The sequence below is a fragment of the Streptomyces sp. NPDC031064 genome, from assembly GCF_055570965.1.
Genome location: NZ_JBVIGF010000010.1, coordinates 149,796 through 166,108 on the forward strand (window position 1 = coordinate 149,796; position 16,313 = coordinate 166,108).

The following is a 16,313-nucleotide window of genomic DNA, read 5'->3' on the forward strand; positions in this document are numbered from 1 at the left end:
ACGCCCCCCATCGCACCGGCCCCCTATGCGTGGGTCTCCGCCCAGGCCAAGGCGAAGAGTTCGGGCACCGGCAGGGGCGGCAGGAGGCGGGGGAAGGGGCCCTGGACGGTGCCGCCGTCGGACGTGGTGGCCAGGTGGAGGGGGAGCTTCGCCGTCTCCAGGGGTAGGTGCGGCGCCTTGAGTTCGGTCCACGGCCCCGGTATGAACGCCGTCCGGCCCGCGCGGGAGCGCTTGCCCGTCTCGATCGCGCCGGCGGCTGCCAGTTCGGCCTGGGCCTTCTTGTGGCGGGCCGCCGTCCAGCCGTTCCAGCGCCGTACGTTCTGGTCCGTCGGCCGGGCGAGGGCCAGCAACTGGAGGTACAGTGCGGCGGCGTCCGGCCCCACGGAGAGGGTGCCCGAGACCTCGGCCACCAGTGCGGGGACGCTGTGCCTCGGGTTCGCCTCGTACGCGCCCGGCGGCACCGGGGTATGCGCGGCCCGGCGCAGCATCCGGGCCAGGCCGCCGTCCTCCCCGTAGAGCGCCTCGATCCGGCGCGCCGCCTCTTCCGCCGGGCTGTCCTTGCGTCGGGTGGCCAGCCCGGACGGGCGGATGAACGTGTCCTTGCCCGGTACGGCGACGACGAGGCAGCCGTCGTCGTACACCACCGAGGCATTGTTCCGGCCGTAGTCGGACCACGGGCACGGCAGGACCGGGCCTTCGTACGGCCGGAACGCGGTGTCGGTGGGCGCCGTGCGGGCCAGTTCGGCGTTCCAGCCGACCGGGACGAGCATGCCCGGGGCGTTCAGCGCGCGCAGCACCTCGGCGTGGAGTGCGCGGGCATGCGCCTGCGCCGGGTCGCCGACCGGGCGCTCGGTCAGGAGCCAGGCCAGAACGGTGGCGGGCGGTGTGTGGGGCAGGTCCGAGGGGCGGATGAAGTCCCGGGCGCTGCCGTCGTACGCGGCCCGGTGAAGGTTCAGGCCGCCGGTGCTGCCGCCTACGAGGACGTAGCGCGGCCCGGTCCCGTCCGGCCCCGGCCCGTCGGACTTCGAGGTGTCCGCCAGCGGCCCGGCGGACTTCGAGGCGCCCGCCTCCCGCATGCCCGGCTCCCGCCTGCCCCGCTCCGGCGGGGCGGCGCCGTCGGTCTCCTCTCCCCCGCCGGGGGCGGAGAGCCGCTGGGCCCACTCGGCGCCGAGCCCGAGGTCGCCCTCCAGGCCGAGCGCCAGGTCCTCGTCGGCGTACGGGCGCGGGCCGACCAGCCGGTTCCACACGTCGGCCATGCGCTCGGCGGCCCGCACCATGCCGCCGTCCGCCCACAGTTCGGCCGGGTCGTCGGGGATTCCGGCCGCCAGGATCGCTCCGCCGCCGGACGGTCCGATGGTGTAGGGCAGCCCGTCGTACTGCGAGGCGACGTCCTTGTCCGCCTTGTACGGCGCCGAGCGCAGCAGCTTCTTGTGGTCGTCGTATCCCATGCGGCGCGGAAGCCCGGCCAGGACGAGCGTCGCGAGGGAGCGCCGGGCTCCGGTGCGGCGGCTGAAGGCGAGGACCGCGTCCGGGGGCACCGGTACGGGGCCGTGGGCGTCGAGCAGGTCGAGGAACCGGATCAGGCGGCCGGCGTCGTCGCGGTCGATGCTGACCCGTATCGCCGCCCCGGGCTCCTCGCCCGCGCGCCTGGGCTCTCCCTCGGTGGCTCCCTCGGGAGCGGGGGCGTCCGCCGGCTGGACGAAACGCACCGTGCGCTGCCAGTTGGGCGGGCCGGAGACGGCGGCCCGCAGGCCGTTGCCGCCGAAGGAGGCCAGGGGCGCCCGGCCGGTGCGCCATTCGCTGCCCCGCACGGCGAAGGGCTGGTCGGCCCAGGTCTTCAGCAGCGCCTTGAGCGCGGCCCGCTCGCCGTCGTCCGTGAGGGTCACGGCCGCGCGCCAGGCCGCCGCGTCGATGTGGCCGAGCAGCGCGCTCCAGTCGAACGGCGGCGAGTCCGGGGCCAGCCGGCGGGTCTCGTCGTCCAGTTCACCGCGCAGGAAGGCGCCGTCGGCGGCGACCGCGGTGAGGGTGGCCGGGTAGGGCTGCGGGTCGCGCTGGTCGCTGTGGGCGCGGAACGCCGGCAGGAGGCCCCACAGCGCCGGTACCAGCTCGGTGTCGGGAACCGCCGCGGGCAGCCGCACGACGGCCCCGGACCGCATGATGCCGACGCGCCGGGACAGCTCCTCGCGGCGCCGCAGCACGTCCGCCGCCAGTCGGGCGGCCCGCCGCACGCCGACCGCGATCCGCGGGTCGGTCACTCCTGCCGGGACTCGTTCGGGGTCGGCGAGGAGCGCCCGCGCCTCCGTGTCGGTCAGTGCCCGCAGGGCGGCGGAGGAGGTGGTGTCGCGGGAGGTGAGGAAGTGCCAGAAGGCGGGCGGCGGGAAGGGGGTGTCGGCGTGGGACCGGCGCGCGGTCTTGTACCGGGGAACCTCGGGTGCGGGGAAGCCGTCCACTTCCCAGAGCAGGGAGCCGTCCTCGGAGGCGTGGCAGCGGATGCTCACCTCCTCCGCGAGCACGCCGTCCTCGCCGCCCTCGGGCATGCGGATGATGCCCCAGGGCTCCTGGCCCTGCCGTGAGACGCGGTAGGTGGCGCTCCGGCCGTCGATGCCTTGCAGGAGGAAGTCGGCAGGGGCGTGGGTGCGGTGGTCCGTGCGGTGGAGCACCCGGCAGCCGACCAGGTTTCCCGCCTGGCCGAGCGGGGAGGCGGGGGCGCCCGGCGGCAGCGGCGCCAGGGTACAGGCCCGGTCGAACAAGGCGTGTCCGCCGGGGATTTCGCCGGAGGTGTGGAACCCGGGCAGGGCGGTGTCGCCGGTGCGGGCGCCGGTCACCGGGTCGAGGCGGGCCCAGCCGTCGGTGAACGTCTGGGAGCTCCACGTCCGGTGCCCGTCGGACATCTGGAGTTCGAACTTGCCGATGCCCTCCCGGCCGCCGGGGCGCAGGACACGCTCCCCGTCGTGGCGGCCGCCGCCGTCGGCGCTTTCGAACTGGAAGCCCAGGCCGCCCTTGATGGAGCCGCCGTACGGGATGAGGCCGAGGACGTCGTCGGGTGTGAAGACGTCCTGGGGACGGTCGGACCAGAAGGCGTGCTCGGCGTATCCGGCCTTCGTGGTGTTCCAGCCGACGAGGAACCGCCCGCCGGCGAAGTGCACCGAGTGCGTGGTGGCGTCATCCGGAATGGAGAAGGCGCAGGAGCCCCGTCGCCCGGCGTGGTCGACGGCGACGGCCCGGGTGCGGCCGTACACGGTCAGCACGGGCCAGGTGCAGGTCACGCCCGCGACCTCGTCGCCCGACCGGTCGAACTCGGCCAGAACGTCGTCGAGGGCCGGCCAACCCAGCTCCTCCGGGAGCCCGGCGCGGAGGGAGCGGGTCAGCGGCCCCACCAGGTCGAGTGCGGCCAGGGCCTCCTCGATGCCGTCCAGCGCGGTCGTGGTGGGCCGGTCGAGCAGGGTGGCCAGTTCGTCGACGGCCTCGTCGGCGGCGCCAAGGCCGCCGCCGCGCAGGGCGTCGAGGAGCCCGTTGACCCGGCGGTGCACCTCGGCGGCGATGCCCGCGTTCTCGGGCAGGCGGGTGATCGCCGTGCCGGGCGTACGGGAGCCGGAGAAGCGGCCGTGGAGCAGCTCCTCATGGACGGTGCCTTCGAGGCGCTGCCCGAAGACGGGGTCCTTGGCGAGGGCCTTGAGGTCGCGGCGGGACCGGGCGCCCCAGAACTCCAGCGTGACGCGGCCGCCGGGGTCCTCGACGGGGATGTTCTCGGCGAGGCAGGCGTCGAGCAGGTCGGCGTCGAGGCCGGTCCACCGCCACTTGCTCTCGTGCAGGGTGACCGGGTCGCCCGCCGCGCGCAGCCGGGGAGCGAGCAGGGTGACGAACGCGAACAGCTCCGGTGGCATCGGCTGGCGCGTGATGCCGCCGCCCGACGGACGGAAGGCGTAGTCGCCGGCGAACCGGCCCAGCCAGGCGGCGTGTCCGCCTTCGGGGACGATCCGGCCGGCGGCGAGCGCCTCGGTGGCGCCGGAGCCCATCAGCAGGCGCAGCCAGGCGGCCGCGTCGCTCTTCGAGGCGGGGAAGAGACCGAGCAGGGCGGCGTTCACCTCGTCGCCCTGTGGATGCTCGGTCAGGACGGCCGCCGCCGCGTCCAGCAGCGAGTCGGGAACGGCCTTGCCGTGCGCCCGGGCGAGGACCGTGCCCAGGACGCGGGCGTCCTCGTCGGTGCCGAGCCCCGCCGCCCGCGCCGACGCCCGCACGCGCCGCGCCAGGTCGGCCGGGAGGTCGCCGGGGGACGCCGCCCACGTGGTCAGCAGGCGTACGTACTCCTCGTGCGCCTCCTTGGGCGGGAGGCTCTCCGTGAGCCAGCGCTGATACAGCGTCAGCTCTTTGGCGGGCAGCGCGCCTGCGCGGGCGAACAGCAGGGTGTTGGCCCGGTGGAATCCGGCGTCGACGGTGAGGGCATGGTCCCGCTCGGCCTTGCGGGCCTCCGCGTAGGCACGCCCGGCGTGGCGCGGTGAGCGCACGGCGGCGGACAGCCAGTGGCCCACGGTGTCCCAGAACCACGGCCGGTGCGCGGGCGGCAACCGCCGGGCCCGTACCGCCATCCCGTCCAGGAACCGCCCCGGCTTCTCGTACGCCCGCGGCAGCTCGCTCCCCGCCGCGCGCAGCAGCTCCCGCGCCGCGGGCTCGGCGCCGGGGTCACGGGCCAGGACCCAATCGACGTACAGGGAGGAGCCGATGGGCTTCCGGGGCAGCTCGACGATCATGTAAGGCATCCTCGCACGGGCCACTGACAATGCCCCCGGGGCGGACGCGGCACAGTCGACGACCGGCACGAGACCCGCGATCCGGAGCCGTCACGGCAGTCGTCGCGATCGTGGTCCCGTGGCCGTGATCGTCGTGGCCGTCGTCAACGGAACGCACAGAACGCGTCAGTGGTGCGTCAAGCGCGACAACGGCGGGTGCGCTCGGCCCTACGGTCACTGCCATGGGACGTATCGGTGACGCCGGGCCCGGCCAGTACCACGCTCCGGTGGTGCGGGACGACGGTTGGGGCGCCGACGCTCGTTTCGCCGGCGTCTGCGCGGCGACGCTGCTGGGGCTGTTGCTGGTGGTCGACGCGGGTGCGGGCAGCCTGACGTGGTGGCGCGCCGCGCTGTGGGCCGCACTCGCCGTGCTGCTGCTCGTGGTGCTCACACCGCCGAGGGTGTCCGCACAGGCGGGCCGTCTGGTCTCGCGGGGCGTGCTGTGCGAGCGGAGTGTGCGGACCGACCGCCTGGTGTCGGTGCGCCGGTCCGACGGTGTGGCGCAGCGGCTGATCCTTACGGACGCGGAAGGCGGGCGTGTCGAGCTGGACCCGCGGGTGCTGGTCGCCAATCCGCCGCTGTGGCGGGTGGTCGACGAGGACGCCCGCGCGTGCCTCGCGGCCGGTCTGCTGCTGTGCGGAGGGAACTCCGTGCGCCAACTGTCGGAGCGTATCGACAGCGAGACGGCGCGGGCGGTCTTCCGGGTGTCCGGCCTCGGGTAGCCGCCATTCAGGGTGCCCGTACCCGGGGCGGTTCTCCCCAGGGGGCGGTCAGGGCGTCGCGCAGGGCGGTGACGGCGCCCTCGCCGATGCGCTGCGCGAGGTGGTCTTCGAGGACGGCGAGCGTGGCCAGGGCGCGGCGGTGGACGCGGGCGCCTTCGGCGGTGGTGCGGATGAGGCGGCTCCGGGCGGAGGCGGGGTCGGGGACCTGTTCCAGCAGGCCCATGTCGATCAGGCCGTGGACGGCCTGGTGGACGGTCTGCCGGGTGACGCCGATGCGGCGGGCGAGCTCGGAGATGCTGGTGCCCTCGTCGTCCAGGGTGGCGAACACCATGCCCTGCGCGGCGGTCACCGGTCGCTCGCCCGCCTCCAGCATGCCGGCCTGCAACGCGTCGTCGAACCAGCGCTTGGCCTCGATCAACAACTGAGGAAGTGTCGGTGCGGGGGTGGTCATGGCTCCTCGGAGGGCGGGGGGGATCCGAGCATAACCGTGACAGCACCGGCCTCCCGGCGGCGGCGGTCAGCCGTCGACGAGCGCGTCGACGACGGCGCGGGCGACCCGGCCCGCCCGCTCGGCCGTCCAGAAGGCGAGGTCCTCCACCGTGGAGATGAAGTAGCCACGGGTCAGCAGGAACAGGACGTCGGCGGCGAGTTCCGGGGCGGGCGCTCCCGCCGCCGTGGCCGCGTCGACGAACTCCTGCCGGGACTCGTGCGGTTCGCGCTGGTCGGCGCCGTTGGGGTCGGTGTGCGCCGAGGAGAGCGTCTCGACCCACAGCGTTCATCACGCACGACCTCGGCGCCGTCCGGCACGTCGGCGACGACGTCCTCGTCATGCGGGCGGGCAAGGTGATCGAACACGCCCGGTCGCGGACGTCCTGGCCCAGCCGGCGGACCCGTACACACGCCGCCTCCCGGCGAGGGTGCCTGTCCGGGGCACCGGCCCCGAGGGACCGGGGGGCCGGACAGGCGTGCTCGTTCACGTCGTGGTGGTGACCCGGGCCGCGCCCTTCGCATCAGGCGGGATCAGGCCAGGTCAGGCCGGATCAGCGGTCCACGGCCAAGCGGCCTCGCGGCCGGCCTCGATGAGTCCGACCATCCGGAACGCGGCGTCCGTGAGGCCGCCGAAGGTGTGCCGGTGAGGGCCCGTTGGGCCGTGGGCGGGCCGGTACCCCGCCAGGTTCCACGTGTAGACCGGGATGTCGGCCGGGACCGATTCGGCCGGCCCACCGGGGCCGTAGGGGGTGGCCTGCTCGTCGGTGACGATCAGGACCCGGTCGTGTTCCCGGTAATGCCTCTGCACGGCCTTGGCCGTGTAGGTGCCTCCGAGGCTGTGGAACCGTTCCACCACCTTGAGCACCGGCTCGCCCGGCTCGAACGGCACCGCCGCGCTGCCCCAGCCGAACTCCACCAGGTCCGCCTGCTCGGCACGCATGGCCAGCGCGGCGCCGAATACGGCCGCCGCGTCCGCCCGGGTCAGCTTGGACCGCTCGGAGACCGTGTCCCAGAACATGGAGTCGGACCGGTCCACCAGGATCAGGGACCGGCCGGGCAGGGACGGTACGTTGGCGAGGGAGTGGCTCAGCGCCTGTTCCAGCGCGGCCGCCCAGCGCCGCGACGGCGCGTGCCGGTGGGCGGCCAGGTAGCGGAAGGGGAACTGCCGGGACCGGGCGACCTCGGAGGCGTCGGAGAGCCGTGCGGCGACCCGGGCGGCGACGTCGTCCGAGACCCCCGCCTCGTCGAAGTTCCGCAGGTTCCGCAGGAGTGCCATCGGCGCCATCGCGGGGATCACGGCCTCCCAGACGGCGGCGTCCATCGGTCCGTGGAGCCAGCCCGCCAGGGCCTCCCACGTCATGCCCGCCGCGGCCAGCCGCTCGGAGCCGCCCGGCCCGGTCACCACCGCCCGCCGCTCGTCCGCGGGTGACTCCATCAGCGCCCGGTGGGCGGTCAGCAGGCGGTCGGAGGCCGGCGGAACCGCTTGCTCCGGGTGGTGGCGGCGGTCCAGGGCGTACCGGAAGAGCGCGCCTTGCCAGGGCTTGTCGGGGTCGGGGGACGCGTGCACCAGGTTGAGCACGTCTCCGAAGCGGAAGCCCTTGGACGCGGTGTCGTACTTGAGCAGGGACCCGGACGTGTACAGCCGTCGTACGCCGTCGGCGATGCCCCGCTTGACGGGCTGCGGCACGTTCCGCCCGTACACCGAGACCCAGTGGGCGAGCATCTCGCCCGGCTCGTCGGCGCGCTGGAGCACCGAGTCGATCACGGACCGGTTGGACGGGCCTTCGGACGCCCCGGCCCGGAGCCGGGCCCGCACGTACGCGGCGGCGCCGACCAGGGATGCCGTGCGCATGTTGCCCTCGCCGCGAAGCCAGCGCAGCAGGCCGGCCGTCCACACGGGGTCCTGGAGAGCGAGTTCGCCGACGAGACGGGTGTACCGCTCGTCCCGCTCCTCGCCGCTCTCGTGGAACGTCCGCTGGGTGACGAAGTTGGCGACCGCGAGCAGGAAGAGCTCCTCGCGGGGCTCCCGGACGAAGGCCGGGCCGCCCTCGTAGGTGCGGACGTCCGGCCTGGTGGACCCGTGGTGGTGGAGCCGTGGCGAGGGCAGGGAGCGGGCGGCCGCCGCAACGTGCGGGGCCACGAGCATCTCGGGCCAGACCTTGGAGACGCGTCGGGTGTGACGAGGCAGCGAATCCCCCCGGATTCAAAGGATGGAACGGCCCCGGCCACGAGGTCCGCCGGGGTAATGCGCCCGCGCCTGCCGAGATCAAAGGGGCGGCGGCGTCACTTGGTTGTCAGAAGGAAGTAGCCGCAGCCGGGCGCATCGTCAGGCGCGGTCGCGTCGCCAACCTACAAGGCCCGCCGGACTGCACACCAGCGATTAAACGCGGACCCGTTCCGGCTCCCGCGCCACTCCGATGGGCGAACCGGCCGGTGGGCGCGTGCTCGTGTCGGAGGGAGGTGGTCGGGTCAGCCCGCCGCGAAACGGCTCAGCGGGGGGCGGCGGCGTTCCGCCCTGGTCTCGATGGCCGTGGCCGTGTGGAGGGCGATGACTGTACGCCGGACGGGAGGCCGTCGCGGATGCCCATGGGGTCGGAGATGGCGGGGAACCCGAGCACCGGGATGGCCCGCATCGGCCACTGGGCGGCGAGCAGTTCGCGTACGCGGGCGTCGCCGGCCAGGTCCGCGAAGGGGGGTTCCGCCAACACGGGCATCAGCAGGATGCGCTCGTCGCCCAGGTACTGCTGGAGCCGGGTGATGAGGGTGCCGCGCCGCGCGTAGCCCTTGATGTAGGCGTCCAGCGTCGGGCGTTCGCCCCAGGTTTCGGTGGCGGCCGCGAAGGACGAGGCGAGCGAGAGCCGTACCGTGTCGTCACCGAACGGCCCTCAGTCGTCCGGGTGCGCCTCGGTCTGCAGCCGCCACGAGCTGCCCGGGCACCCGGCCGGCAGGGGCGGGAAGCGATGGCCCTTCACGTCCGTGCTCCAGTGGTGACCGGCGCCGCAGTCGCACTCGTAGATCCCGCTGGAGGGCACGATCTCGCCGGGATGCCACCAGGTCTTCTCCTCGCTCATGCCCCCTGTCTACGACGACGTCCCCGGTTCCGCGACCCGGCAGACGGAGGGCGGGCGGTCCCCCACCGCCGTTCACTCGGACACCATGCGTCAAACCTGGCTGCTCATCGATCGTCTCCAGCCTTTTGCGATCAGGCGTTAATGTCCCCGCTCGCCGGCGCGTCCAAGGGTGACGGCGCAAACCGCGCCGCGCTCTCTCACGGAAGATCGGGAGCCCTTGCATGACGTCGTCCCTGGAGTGGGTCGGATTGGTCACGGCCGCGTTGAGCGCGGTGCACGCGCTGGGCGTCGTGCGGCGCCGTCCCTGGAGGCGGCTGGACCGGCGGGCGCCGGGCGCGGGCGCGGGCGTGGGCCTGGGCGTGGACCACGGGGTGGAGCGGGAGCTGTGCGGGTGCCCCGTGGCCCGGGTGGTCCGGTTCGAGGCGGCCGACGGCAGCGTACTGACCGTATGGACGGTGCGGCCGGGCCCGGGAGGGCGCCGCGAGGAGAGCGGCCTGTGGTGAACGACGTACCGCCCGGCGAGACACTGCGGCTGCGGGGAAACGTCGGGCAGCGGCTGCTGGAGATCTACCCGGCGTACATCGAGCGGGCGCCGTACGCCCTGCGCCGGAACTTCGGCATGTCGCTGGTCCAGGGCCAGGACGTCGCGCAGGAGGCGTTCCTCCGGGTGGCGCGGGCCTGCCTGACGGGGCGGGCCGCGTCCGGCGAGAACCTGATGGGCTACCTGCTGCGCGCGGCGTACAACCTGGCCGCGAGCACCTTCCGCCGGGAACGGGCGGTGCTGGTGGCGGACACCGTGCTGGCGCAGCTCCAGGAGCGGCGGCCGCCGTCGCCGGCCGTGGACCTGCGGGTGCTGCACGAGGTGGTCGTGCCGGCCATCGAGGGGATGGCGCCCGGGTCACGGAAGCGGATCGTCGAACTCCAGGCGCGGGGACTGGAGGACCGGGAGATCGCCGAAACGCTCGGGATATCCCTGGAGAACCTCCGGGTCCAGCGTCACAACGCGGTCGTCGAGCTGCGGCGCAAGCTCAAGCGCCATTGCCGCCCACAGCGGCGGAAGGACACAGCGGTGCACGGAAAGGGAAGCAAGGGAATCAGCCGAAAGGGAATCAGGTGAGTGATGTGAGCGGGTACGACGGTCCCCGGGGCGAGTACTCGGAGCCGACGGTTCCGGCCGGACTCACCGATCTGCTGCGGGAGCTGGAAGGCACGCGGGACTTCTGGGACCGGCCCTACGGGGACCGGCCCCATGGGACGTGCGACCCGGACGCGGGCGGTGGCGCCGAGGAGGAACGGTCCCGGGCGAACTCCTTCTACCGGCTGGGCACCAAGGCCCTGCGCCGCGACGAGCTGGGCACGGCGGCGGACTGGCTGGGGCGGGCGGCGGAGCGGGACCATCCCGGAGCGCTGTTCCGTCTGGCGGTCGTCGTCCACCGCCGGTTCGGTGGGGAGGGCCGGGACGATGCCCGGTTCCTCGTCGCCGAGGCGGCACGGCACGGACACGGCGACGCCGGCGCGCTGCTGTGCGAAGCCACGGGCGGGGCGGGGAGGCACCTGAACGAAGTTCAGGCGCAGGACCCGGAGTTCATCGACGACGTCCGCGCCGCCCTCGGCCTGTCGCGCACGCCCTCGCCCCCCATCCGGATGGGCCCCCGGGGCACCCCGGCCGCGGACGCCCCTGCCCCGACGCCCCAGGGCCTCCCGGCTCTCCCGGCCCCGGTCCCGCCCCCGCTCCCGGCACCCCCGGCTGCGCCCCCTGCGGTCCCGGCTCCGGCGCCCACGACGTCCCCGGCGGTACCGGCTCGCCCGGTCGCCCCGGTCAGTGGGCTGTGGGTACCCGGCCGCACCGACGGGCGAAGCCGGCTGTGGACGCCCGCCCCGCTGCGGCCTGCGTCGCTCACCAGCCTCGCCCAGCAGGTCCCGGCCGCGCGGGAGTCGGCCCAGCGTTGGGAGGAGGCCATGCGCGTCCTGGACGTGCTCGACGTCATCGACAGCGCGGACGGGCCGGTGACCGCCGCGCGGATCGCACGCGGCACCGGCATGGACGCACCGGCGCTGGAACACCTGCTCACCTGGCTGTCCCAGCAGGGCCTGGTGGCCGCCGCCGACCCCGGTGCGTACACCGCCGGTCCGCTCATGCGCGTCCTGTCGGGACACCGGGGCGCCGAGCGCGAGCACGCCCTGCGAGAGGTCCTGTCCGACCTCCGGGACACGGTCGGGGCGGCGGTGTACGTGAGCACCTACACCGACGGGGAGGTGCGGATCACCCAGTACGCGGCCGGGCCCAGCACGCCCGCCGTGTACGAGTGGGTCGACTTCCGCGAGGCGGCGCACGCCAGCGCCGTCGGCAAGAGCCTGCTGGCGCAGCTCGACTTCGAGGGCCGGATGGACCACCTGCACCGGCGCCGTCCCGTACCGCTCACGCCCCGCACCATCACCGACCACCGGCACCTGTTCCACGCGCTGGACCACTACGGCCCCCAGGCCGCCCAGTTCGACCTGCTGGAGTACTCCAACGACGAGGTGTGCGTCGCCTTCCCCCTCGCCCTCGGGGGCCGGGCGGGGGCCGTGGCGCTGTCGCTGCCCGTGGCGCGGCAGCACCGGCTCCTCGAAGCGGCCGATGCCCTGAGCAACCGGTCGGCGAGCCTCCTGGCCACCCTGCTGCTCGCGGCGGACCCACCGGACGGCACACGTACCGCGGGCGCGACCGACGCGGACTCCGGCGGCGCGGATACGGGCGGCTCCGATACGGGCGGCGCGGACGCGAGCCGCGACGACGCCGGCGGCTCCGGCGGCCCTGGCGACTCCGGCGACCCCGGCGGATCCGGTGCGGACACTTCGCTGCAACCGGTGGGGCTCGGGACGCATGCGGGCGGGGGTGAGGGGGCACGCGATCGGCATGGCCGGTGACACGGACGACGACGGGCGGGTCCGGCACCCCGGGGCGAGCGGTCACCGGGCGGTGCCGCACACGGCTGACGTGCGCGTCGAGGCGTGGGGCGCGAGCCGCGAGCAGTGCCTGGTGGAGGCGGTGCTCGGCATGGTCGAGTGCTTCGCGGACGTCTCGGGGGCACGGGCGACCGCGGTGCGGCAGGTGCAGGTCGGCGAGGCCAGTGACGACGACCTGCTGGCCGCGCTGCTGGACGAGGTCGTCTTCCGGCTGGAGGTGCACGGCGACGTGCCGGTGGACGTCGAGGTGGAGACGGTCGACGGCGGGCTGGACGTGCGGATGGCCGTGACCGACGTACGCTCGGTGCCGATCACCGGCGCCGTGCCGAAGGCCGTGTCCTGGCACGAGCTGCACCTGGCCCCCGATCCGTACGGCTGGTCGTGCGCGGTCACGGTCGACGTGTGAGACCGCCGCCGGACACCTGTGCGCCGAGGCTCGGCGGGCCCCGCGCGAGACCCGGTCGAGGTCCCTGCGGCCCCGTGGACCCCGTGCGAGACCCGGACGAGGTCCGTGCGACCACGTCGACCCCGTGCAAGACCCGTGAGAGGTGCCTGCGACCCCGTGCAAGACCCGTGCGAGGTCCCTGCGACCCCGTGCGAGACCCGGACGAGGTCCCCGCGACCCCGTGCCAGGGCCTACCCCTTGACCACGCCCAGGGGGACCAGGCGGGCCACCTTGCGGCACAGCCCGGCGCCCTCGCTCGCCTCCACCACGGCGTCGACGTCCTTGTACGCCTCCGGGGTCTCCTCCGCCAGGCCCCGCCACGACACCGGGCGCACCGCGATGCCGTCCGCCTCCAGCCGCGCCCGGAGCTGCTTGCCGCCGATGGTGCGGGCGGCCTGGTGGCGGCTCATCACGCGCCCCGCCCCGTGGCACGTGGAGTGGAAGGCGTCGCCGCCGGGGACTCCGGTGAGGACGTAGGAGGCGGTTCCCATCGTGCCGGGGATGAGCACCGGCTGGCCGACCGGTCGCAGGTCCTCCGGCAGCTCGGGGTGGCCGGGCGGGAAGGCCCGGGTGGCTCCCTTGCGGTGCACGCACAGCCGGCGCTGCTCGCCGTCCACCTGGTGGGTCTCGACCTTGGCGAGGTTGTGGGACACGTCGTACACCAGCGTGAGGCGGGCCCCCGCCTCACGGCGGAAGACACGGCGGGCCGCCTGGGCGAGCAACTGGCGGTTGGCCCGGCCGTAGTTCGCCGCCGCGGCCATGGCGCCCAGGTAGGCGCGGCCCTCCGGCGAGGCGACCGGGGTGCAGGCCAACTGCCGGTCCGGCACGCCGATCCCGTAGCGGGCCATGGCCCGGTCCATCGCCCGGACGTGGTCCGAGCAGATCTGGTGCCCGAGCCCGCGCGACCCGCAGTGGATCATCACGCACACCTGGCCGGCGGCGAGCCCGAACGCGGCGGCCACCGGCTCGTCGTAGATCTCGGCGACCTGCTGCACCTCCAGGAAGTGGTTGCCCGAGCCGAGGCTGCCGACCTGGCCGAGCCCGCGCTCGCGCGCCCGATCGTTCACCCGGTCCACGTCCGCGTCGGCGACGGCCCCGCCGTCCTCGCAGCGCGACAGGTCGCGTTCCTCGCCGTGGCCCGCCTCGACCGCGTACCGGGAACCGCCCTCAAGGACGCGTTCCAGCTCCGGGCCGCTCAGCCGCCAGACACCGCCGGGTCCGGCGCCGCGCGGGATCACCTGGCCGAGGCCGTCCATGAGCGGGTGCAGGACCGGTTCCAGCGCCCGCCGGTCGCAGTCGGCGGCCAGCAGCCGCACCCCGCAGGAGATGTCGAAGCCGACGCCGCCGGGCGACACCACGCCGCCCTCGTCGATGTCGGTGGCCGCGACTCCGCCGATGGGGAAGCCGTAGCCCCAGTGGATGTCGGGCATGGCGTACGAGGCACCCACGATGCCGGGCAGTGTCGCCACGTTGACGACCTGGTCCAGTGACTTCTCCGCGTCCCGCAGCAGCGCGGGGGACGCGAACACCACTCCCGGCACCCGCATGTCCCCCCGGCGGCCGATGCGGAAGCGGTAGGGACGCTCTTCGACGTACTCCATCGCGGCCTCCAGAGGCGGCGTCCCCGTCCGCGTTTCCCGCACGGCCCGGCATAAACCGCCGTTTCAGCCCACCGCCCGCGTCGCCGCCGGTGACAGGTGGCCGCGCAGCCCGGTCCGGTGCCCCAGGTCCGGGAGCGGGTGGACGCGCCAGGGGCGGGCGTAGGGCGGGATGCCGCCCAGGTCGGAGACGAGGACCGCGACCGGCAGGCGCTTGCCCAGGGCGGCGAGGCCCCGCGGTGTGATGCTGCCGTCGTGGCCGGAGGGCTGGCGCGAGGCGCACCCGGTGCGGAACGCCACCCGGATGGCGTCCTCGCCGCTCACCACGCACGGCGGGGTGACGCCTTGTGCCCGCAGTTCGGCGGCGATGCGGCCGAGGGTGACGTTGTCGCGGCGTACCCGGTCGGCCACGCCGTCGAGGACCCGGTACTGCACCGCCAGGTGCGCGGTGGCGGCCAGGGTGAGCAGGACGGCGACCGTGCGACGCCGACGAGGGCGGGGGCGGGCCGCCCGGACCAGGCACTGGGCGACGGGCAGGGCCAGCAGGGCGTACGCGGGCAGCAGGAAGCGCGGTGCGGCGTAGCCGACGGTGAAGAGGTAGGGCGCGGCCGACACCAGTCCGGTCACGGTCGCCAGGACGACGGGGACGCGGTCGCGGGTACGGGCGGCGACCCGCACGCCGCCCGCCACGAGCAGGGGCAGTGCCAGGAACCAGACGGCGGACAGGGGGTGGCGCCAGGGCACGTCGCAGGGGCGGCACAGCGTCCGGCCGCCCAGCGCGCGCACATGGTCGTCGACGGCGAAGTACCAGCCCAGGTGGCCCTGGATCTCGCTGGCCCGCCGCAGCCTCGCGACCAGGCCGCCGTAGTGCGCGTACGCCTCCACGACCCACGGGGCGCAGCCCACCGCCAGGCCGGCGGCGAGCACGGCCACCACCGCGAGCGCCCGGCGGCGCGCCGGTCGCAGGAGCGGCACGGCCACCGCGAGGGGCAGGGCGAGCCACACCGCGTCGGTCGGGCGCATGAGGGCGGCGAGCGCCACTGCGGCGCCCAGACCGGGCAGCGCCCACCGGTCGCCGGGGTCCCGGACGGCGCGCAGGAAGAAGCCGGTCGCGGCGAGCGAGCCGTAGGCGACCCACAGGTTCGGCATCGCCTGCGGGCCGTAGAACAGCGTCACCCACAGGGTCGCGAACAGCGCCCCGGCGGTCGCCAGTACCCCGGCCGGAAGGAGCCGCCGCCACACCCACAGCGCGAGGAACAGTCCGCAGCCGGATAGCAGCGCCAGCCAGACGCGCAACGCCTCCACGGACGTGGTCAGCGCCGCCACGGGCGCCACCAGGAAACTGATGCCCCGCGCCCGGGGTGCGCTGAAGAACGCCGCCGGCGCCTGCGGGCTGACCTGGCTGACGTACACGGTCTCGTCCCAGCCGAGTCCGAGGCCGGGCACGACCAGGGCGAGCTGGGCGAGCGTGAAGGCCGCGGCGACGCCCGCCGTCCAGGCCGTCCCCGCCCCGACGGGCGGCCGCCCCTCTCCGGGCGCCCCGGGCCGCGTGACGTCCCGCGAGCCCGCGATCAAGCGTGCGTCCTGCATGGCCGGCCTCACTCGTGGTGTCCTGTGGCGGGTACGACGGTGAGGGCCCTCCCCCACCGTCTTCCCCCACGCTGCGCGCCGGTCGCGACCCGTGCACCGGCCGGACGCGGCAGTCGGCGCAACGGCCGGGCCCGAACGGGTGGCGCCGGCCCGATGTGCCGGATGAGCGCCACGCCGAGGCGATGCGTGTCCTGGAACGGGCTCGCCGGCCGACCGTGGAAGTGCGTGGAAGTGGTCGACGTGACGGGGGGCGTTCGGCTCAGCCCTGGGCCCGGAGCAGGGGCCGTTGTCCGCCGGGTGAGGGGGCGGACAAGGTGAAGGCCTTGTTCAGGCCGGTCGTCGCGAGGAGCCTGTCCACGGCCGGGGACGGTGCGTGGAGCAGGAGCTGGGCGCCCGTGTCGGCGGCGTGCCGGCGGGCCCACAGCAGGACGCGCAGGCCCGAGCAGTCCAGGAAGGTGACCCCGGAGAGGTCGATGAGGACGGTGGGCGACGCGTCCAGCGCGTCGTGCAGCCGGCTGCGCAGTTCCTCGCCGGTGACGATGTCGAGCTCGCCCGACACCGTGACGACGGTGTCGCCGCCGGGTGGTGTGGTGACGGTGGTGGTGAACTCCTCGGGCATCGCCGGACGCCCCCTTCCCCTGCCGGAAGCGCGTGGGCCGCGC

General features: G+C 74.9%; 13 protein-coding genes. 5 read left to right on the forward strand and 8 right to left on the reverse strand.

The features are described 5' to 3' along the window. Window positions 1–23: 23 nt before the first annotated feature. On the reverse strand, window positions 24–4,748 hold the full coding sequence (locus ACZ46W_RS31225; RefSeq protein ID WP_468344759.1) for a hypothetical protein: 4,725 nt from the start codon (window positions 4,746–4,748) through the stop codon (window positions 24–26). 221 nt (window positions 4,749–4,969) lie between these two features. On the opposite strand from ACZ46W_RS31225, the gene ACZ46W_RS31230 reads away from it, so the two are divergent. Next, complete coding sequence (locus ACZ46W_RS31230; RefSeq protein WP_468344762.1) at window positions 4,970–5,509, forward strand: hypothetical protein; 540 nt, start codon at window positions 4,970–4,972, stop codon at window positions 5,507–5,509. 7 nt (window positions 5,510–5,516) lie between these two features. Here the strand turns inward: ACZ46W_RS31230 and ACZ46W_RS31235 are convergent, their stop codons facing one another. The 4 genes from ACZ46W_RS31235 to ACZ46W_RS31250 form a co-directional block, all read right to left on the reverse strand. Beyond that, a complete protein-coding gene (locus ACZ46W_RS31235) occupies window positions 5,517–5,960 on the reverse strand; it encodes a MarR family winged helix-turn-helix transcriptional regulator (RefSeq protein WP_468344765.1) in 444 nt (147 codons plus the stop codon). A 579-nt stretch (window positions 5,961–6,539) separates the two neighbouring features. Next, a complete protein-coding gene (locus tag ACZ46W_RS31240) occupies window positions 6,540–8,144 on the reverse strand; it encodes a TROVE domain-containing protein (RefSeq protein ID WP_468344768.1) in 1,605 nt (534 codons plus the stop codon). Between the two features lie 343 nt (window positions 8,145–8,487). Continuing rightward, window positions 8,488–8,706: a hypothetical protein gene (locus tag ACZ46W_RS31245; protein WP_468344771.1), complete on the reverse strand. Its 219-nt coding sequence runs from the start codon at window positions 8,704–8,706 to the stop codon at window positions 8,488–8,490. Window positions 8,707–8,883: 177 nt separating this feature from the next. Beyond that, on the reverse strand, window positions 8,884–9,069 hold the full coding sequence (locus ACZ46W_RS31250; protein ID WP_366125675.1) for a hypothetical protein: 186 nt from the start codon (window positions 9,067–9,069) through the stop codon (window positions 8,884–8,886). Window positions 9,070–9,290: 221 nt separating this feature from the next. Here ACZ46W_RS31250 and ACZ46W_RS31255 point away from each other — a divergent pair, with 221 nt between their 5' ends. The 4 genes from ACZ46W_RS31255 to ACZ46W_RS31270 are packed head-to-tail and all read left to right on the forward strand — an operon-like array spanning window position 9,291 to window position 12,424. Next, window positions 9,291–9,572 carry a hypothetical protein gene (locus ACZ46W_RS31255; protein ID WP_468344774.1) on the forward strand — a complete coding sequence of 94 codons (282 nt, stop codon included), beginning with the start codon at window positions 9,291–9,293 and terminating at the stop codon, window positions 9,570–9,572. Beyond that, window positions 9,569–10,186: an RNA polymerase sigma factor gene (locus ACZ46W_RS31260; RefSeq protein ID WP_468344777.1), complete on the forward strand. Its 618-nt coding sequence runs from the start codon at window positions 9,569–9,571 to the stop codon at window positions 10,184–10,186. The genes ACZ46W_RS31255 and ACZ46W_RS31260 overlap by 4 nt, the downstream gene beginning before the upstream one ends. Beyond that, on the forward strand, window positions 10,183–11,979 hold the full coding sequence (locus ACZ46W_RS31265; protein WP_468344780.1) for an IclR family transcriptional regulator: 1,797 nt from the start codon (window positions 10,183–10,185) through the stop codon (window positions 11,977–11,979). The genes ACZ46W_RS31260 and ACZ46W_RS31265 overlap by 4 nt, the downstream gene beginning before the upstream one ends. After that, window positions 11,969–12,424 carry an archease gene (locus ACZ46W_RS31270; RefSeq protein ID WP_468344783.1) on the forward strand — a complete coding sequence of 152 codons (456 nt, stop codon included), beginning with the start codon at window positions 11,969–11,971 and terminating at the stop codon, window positions 12,422–12,424. Before ACZ46W_RS31265 ends, ACZ46W_RS31270 begins: the two co-directional genes overlap by 11 nt. A gap of 230 nt (window positions 12,425–12,654) precedes the next feature. Here ACZ46W_RS31270 and ACZ46W_RS31275 read toward each other — a convergent pair whose 3' ends face one another. The 3 genes from ACZ46W_RS31275 to ACZ46W_RS31285 form a co-directional block, all read right to left on the reverse strand. Further along, on the reverse strand, window positions 12,655–14,064 hold the full coding sequence (locus tag ACZ46W_RS31275; protein ID WP_468344786.1) for an RtcB family protein: 1,410 nt from the start codon (window positions 14,062–14,064) through the stop codon (window positions 12,655–12,657). Between the two features lie 63 nt (window positions 14,065–14,127). Further along, complete coding sequence (locus tag ACZ46W_RS31280; protein ID WP_468344789.1) at window positions 14,128–15,651, reverse strand: hypothetical protein; 1,524 nt, start codon at window positions 15,649–15,651, stop codon at window positions 14,128–14,130. A gap of 259 nt (window positions 15,652–15,910) precedes the next feature. Then, entirely contained in the window at window positions 15,911–16,270 is a 360-nt protein-coding gene (locus tag ACZ46W_RS31285; RefSeq protein WP_468344792.1) for an STAS domain-containing protein, read from the reverse strand. Between the last annotated feature and the right edge of the window lie 43 nt (window positions 16,271–16,313).

Coding starts and splice junctions, on each gene's coding strand:
- ACZ46W_RS31240 (WP_468344768.1), bottom strand. CDS start 8,144: ATGCTCGTGGCCCCGCACGTTGCGGCGGCCGCCCGCTCCCTGCCCTCG.
- ACZ46W_RS31250 (WP_366125675.1), bottom strand. CDS start 9,069: ATGAGCGAGGAGAAGACCTGGTGGCATCCCGGCGAGATCGTGCCCTCC.
- ACZ46W_RS31230 (WP_468344762.1), top strand. CDS start 4,970: ATGGGACGTATCGGTGACGCCGGGCCCGGCCAGTACCACGCTCCGGTG.
- ACZ46W_RS31225 (WP_468344759.1), bottom strand. CDS start 4,748: ATGATCGTCGAGCTGCCCCGGAAGCCCATCGGCTCCTCCCTGTACGTC.
- ACZ46W_RS31275 (WP_468344786.1), bottom strand. CDS start 14,064: ATGGAGTACGTCGAAGAGCGTCCCTACCGCTTCCGCATCGGCCGCCGG.
- ACZ46W_RS31255 (WP_468344774.1), top strand. CDS start 9,291: ATGACGTCGTCCCTGGAGTGGGTCGGATTGGTCACGGCCGCGTTGAGC.
- ACZ46W_RS31280 (WP_468344789.1), bottom strand. CDS start 15,651: ATGCAGGACGCACGCTTGATCGCGGGCTCGCGGGACGTCACGCGGCCC.
- ACZ46W_RS31285 (WP_468344792.1), bottom strand. CDS start 16,270: ATGCCCGAGGAGTTCACCACCACCGTCACCACACCACCCGGCGGCGAC.
- ACZ46W_RS31270 (WP_468344783.1), top strand. CDS start 11,969: ATGGCCGGTGACACGGACGACGACGGGCGGGTCCGGCACCCCGGGGCG.
- ACZ46W_RS31235 (WP_468344765.1), bottom strand. CDS start 5,960: ATGACCACCCCCGCACCGACACTTCCTCAGTTGTTGATCGAGGCCAAG.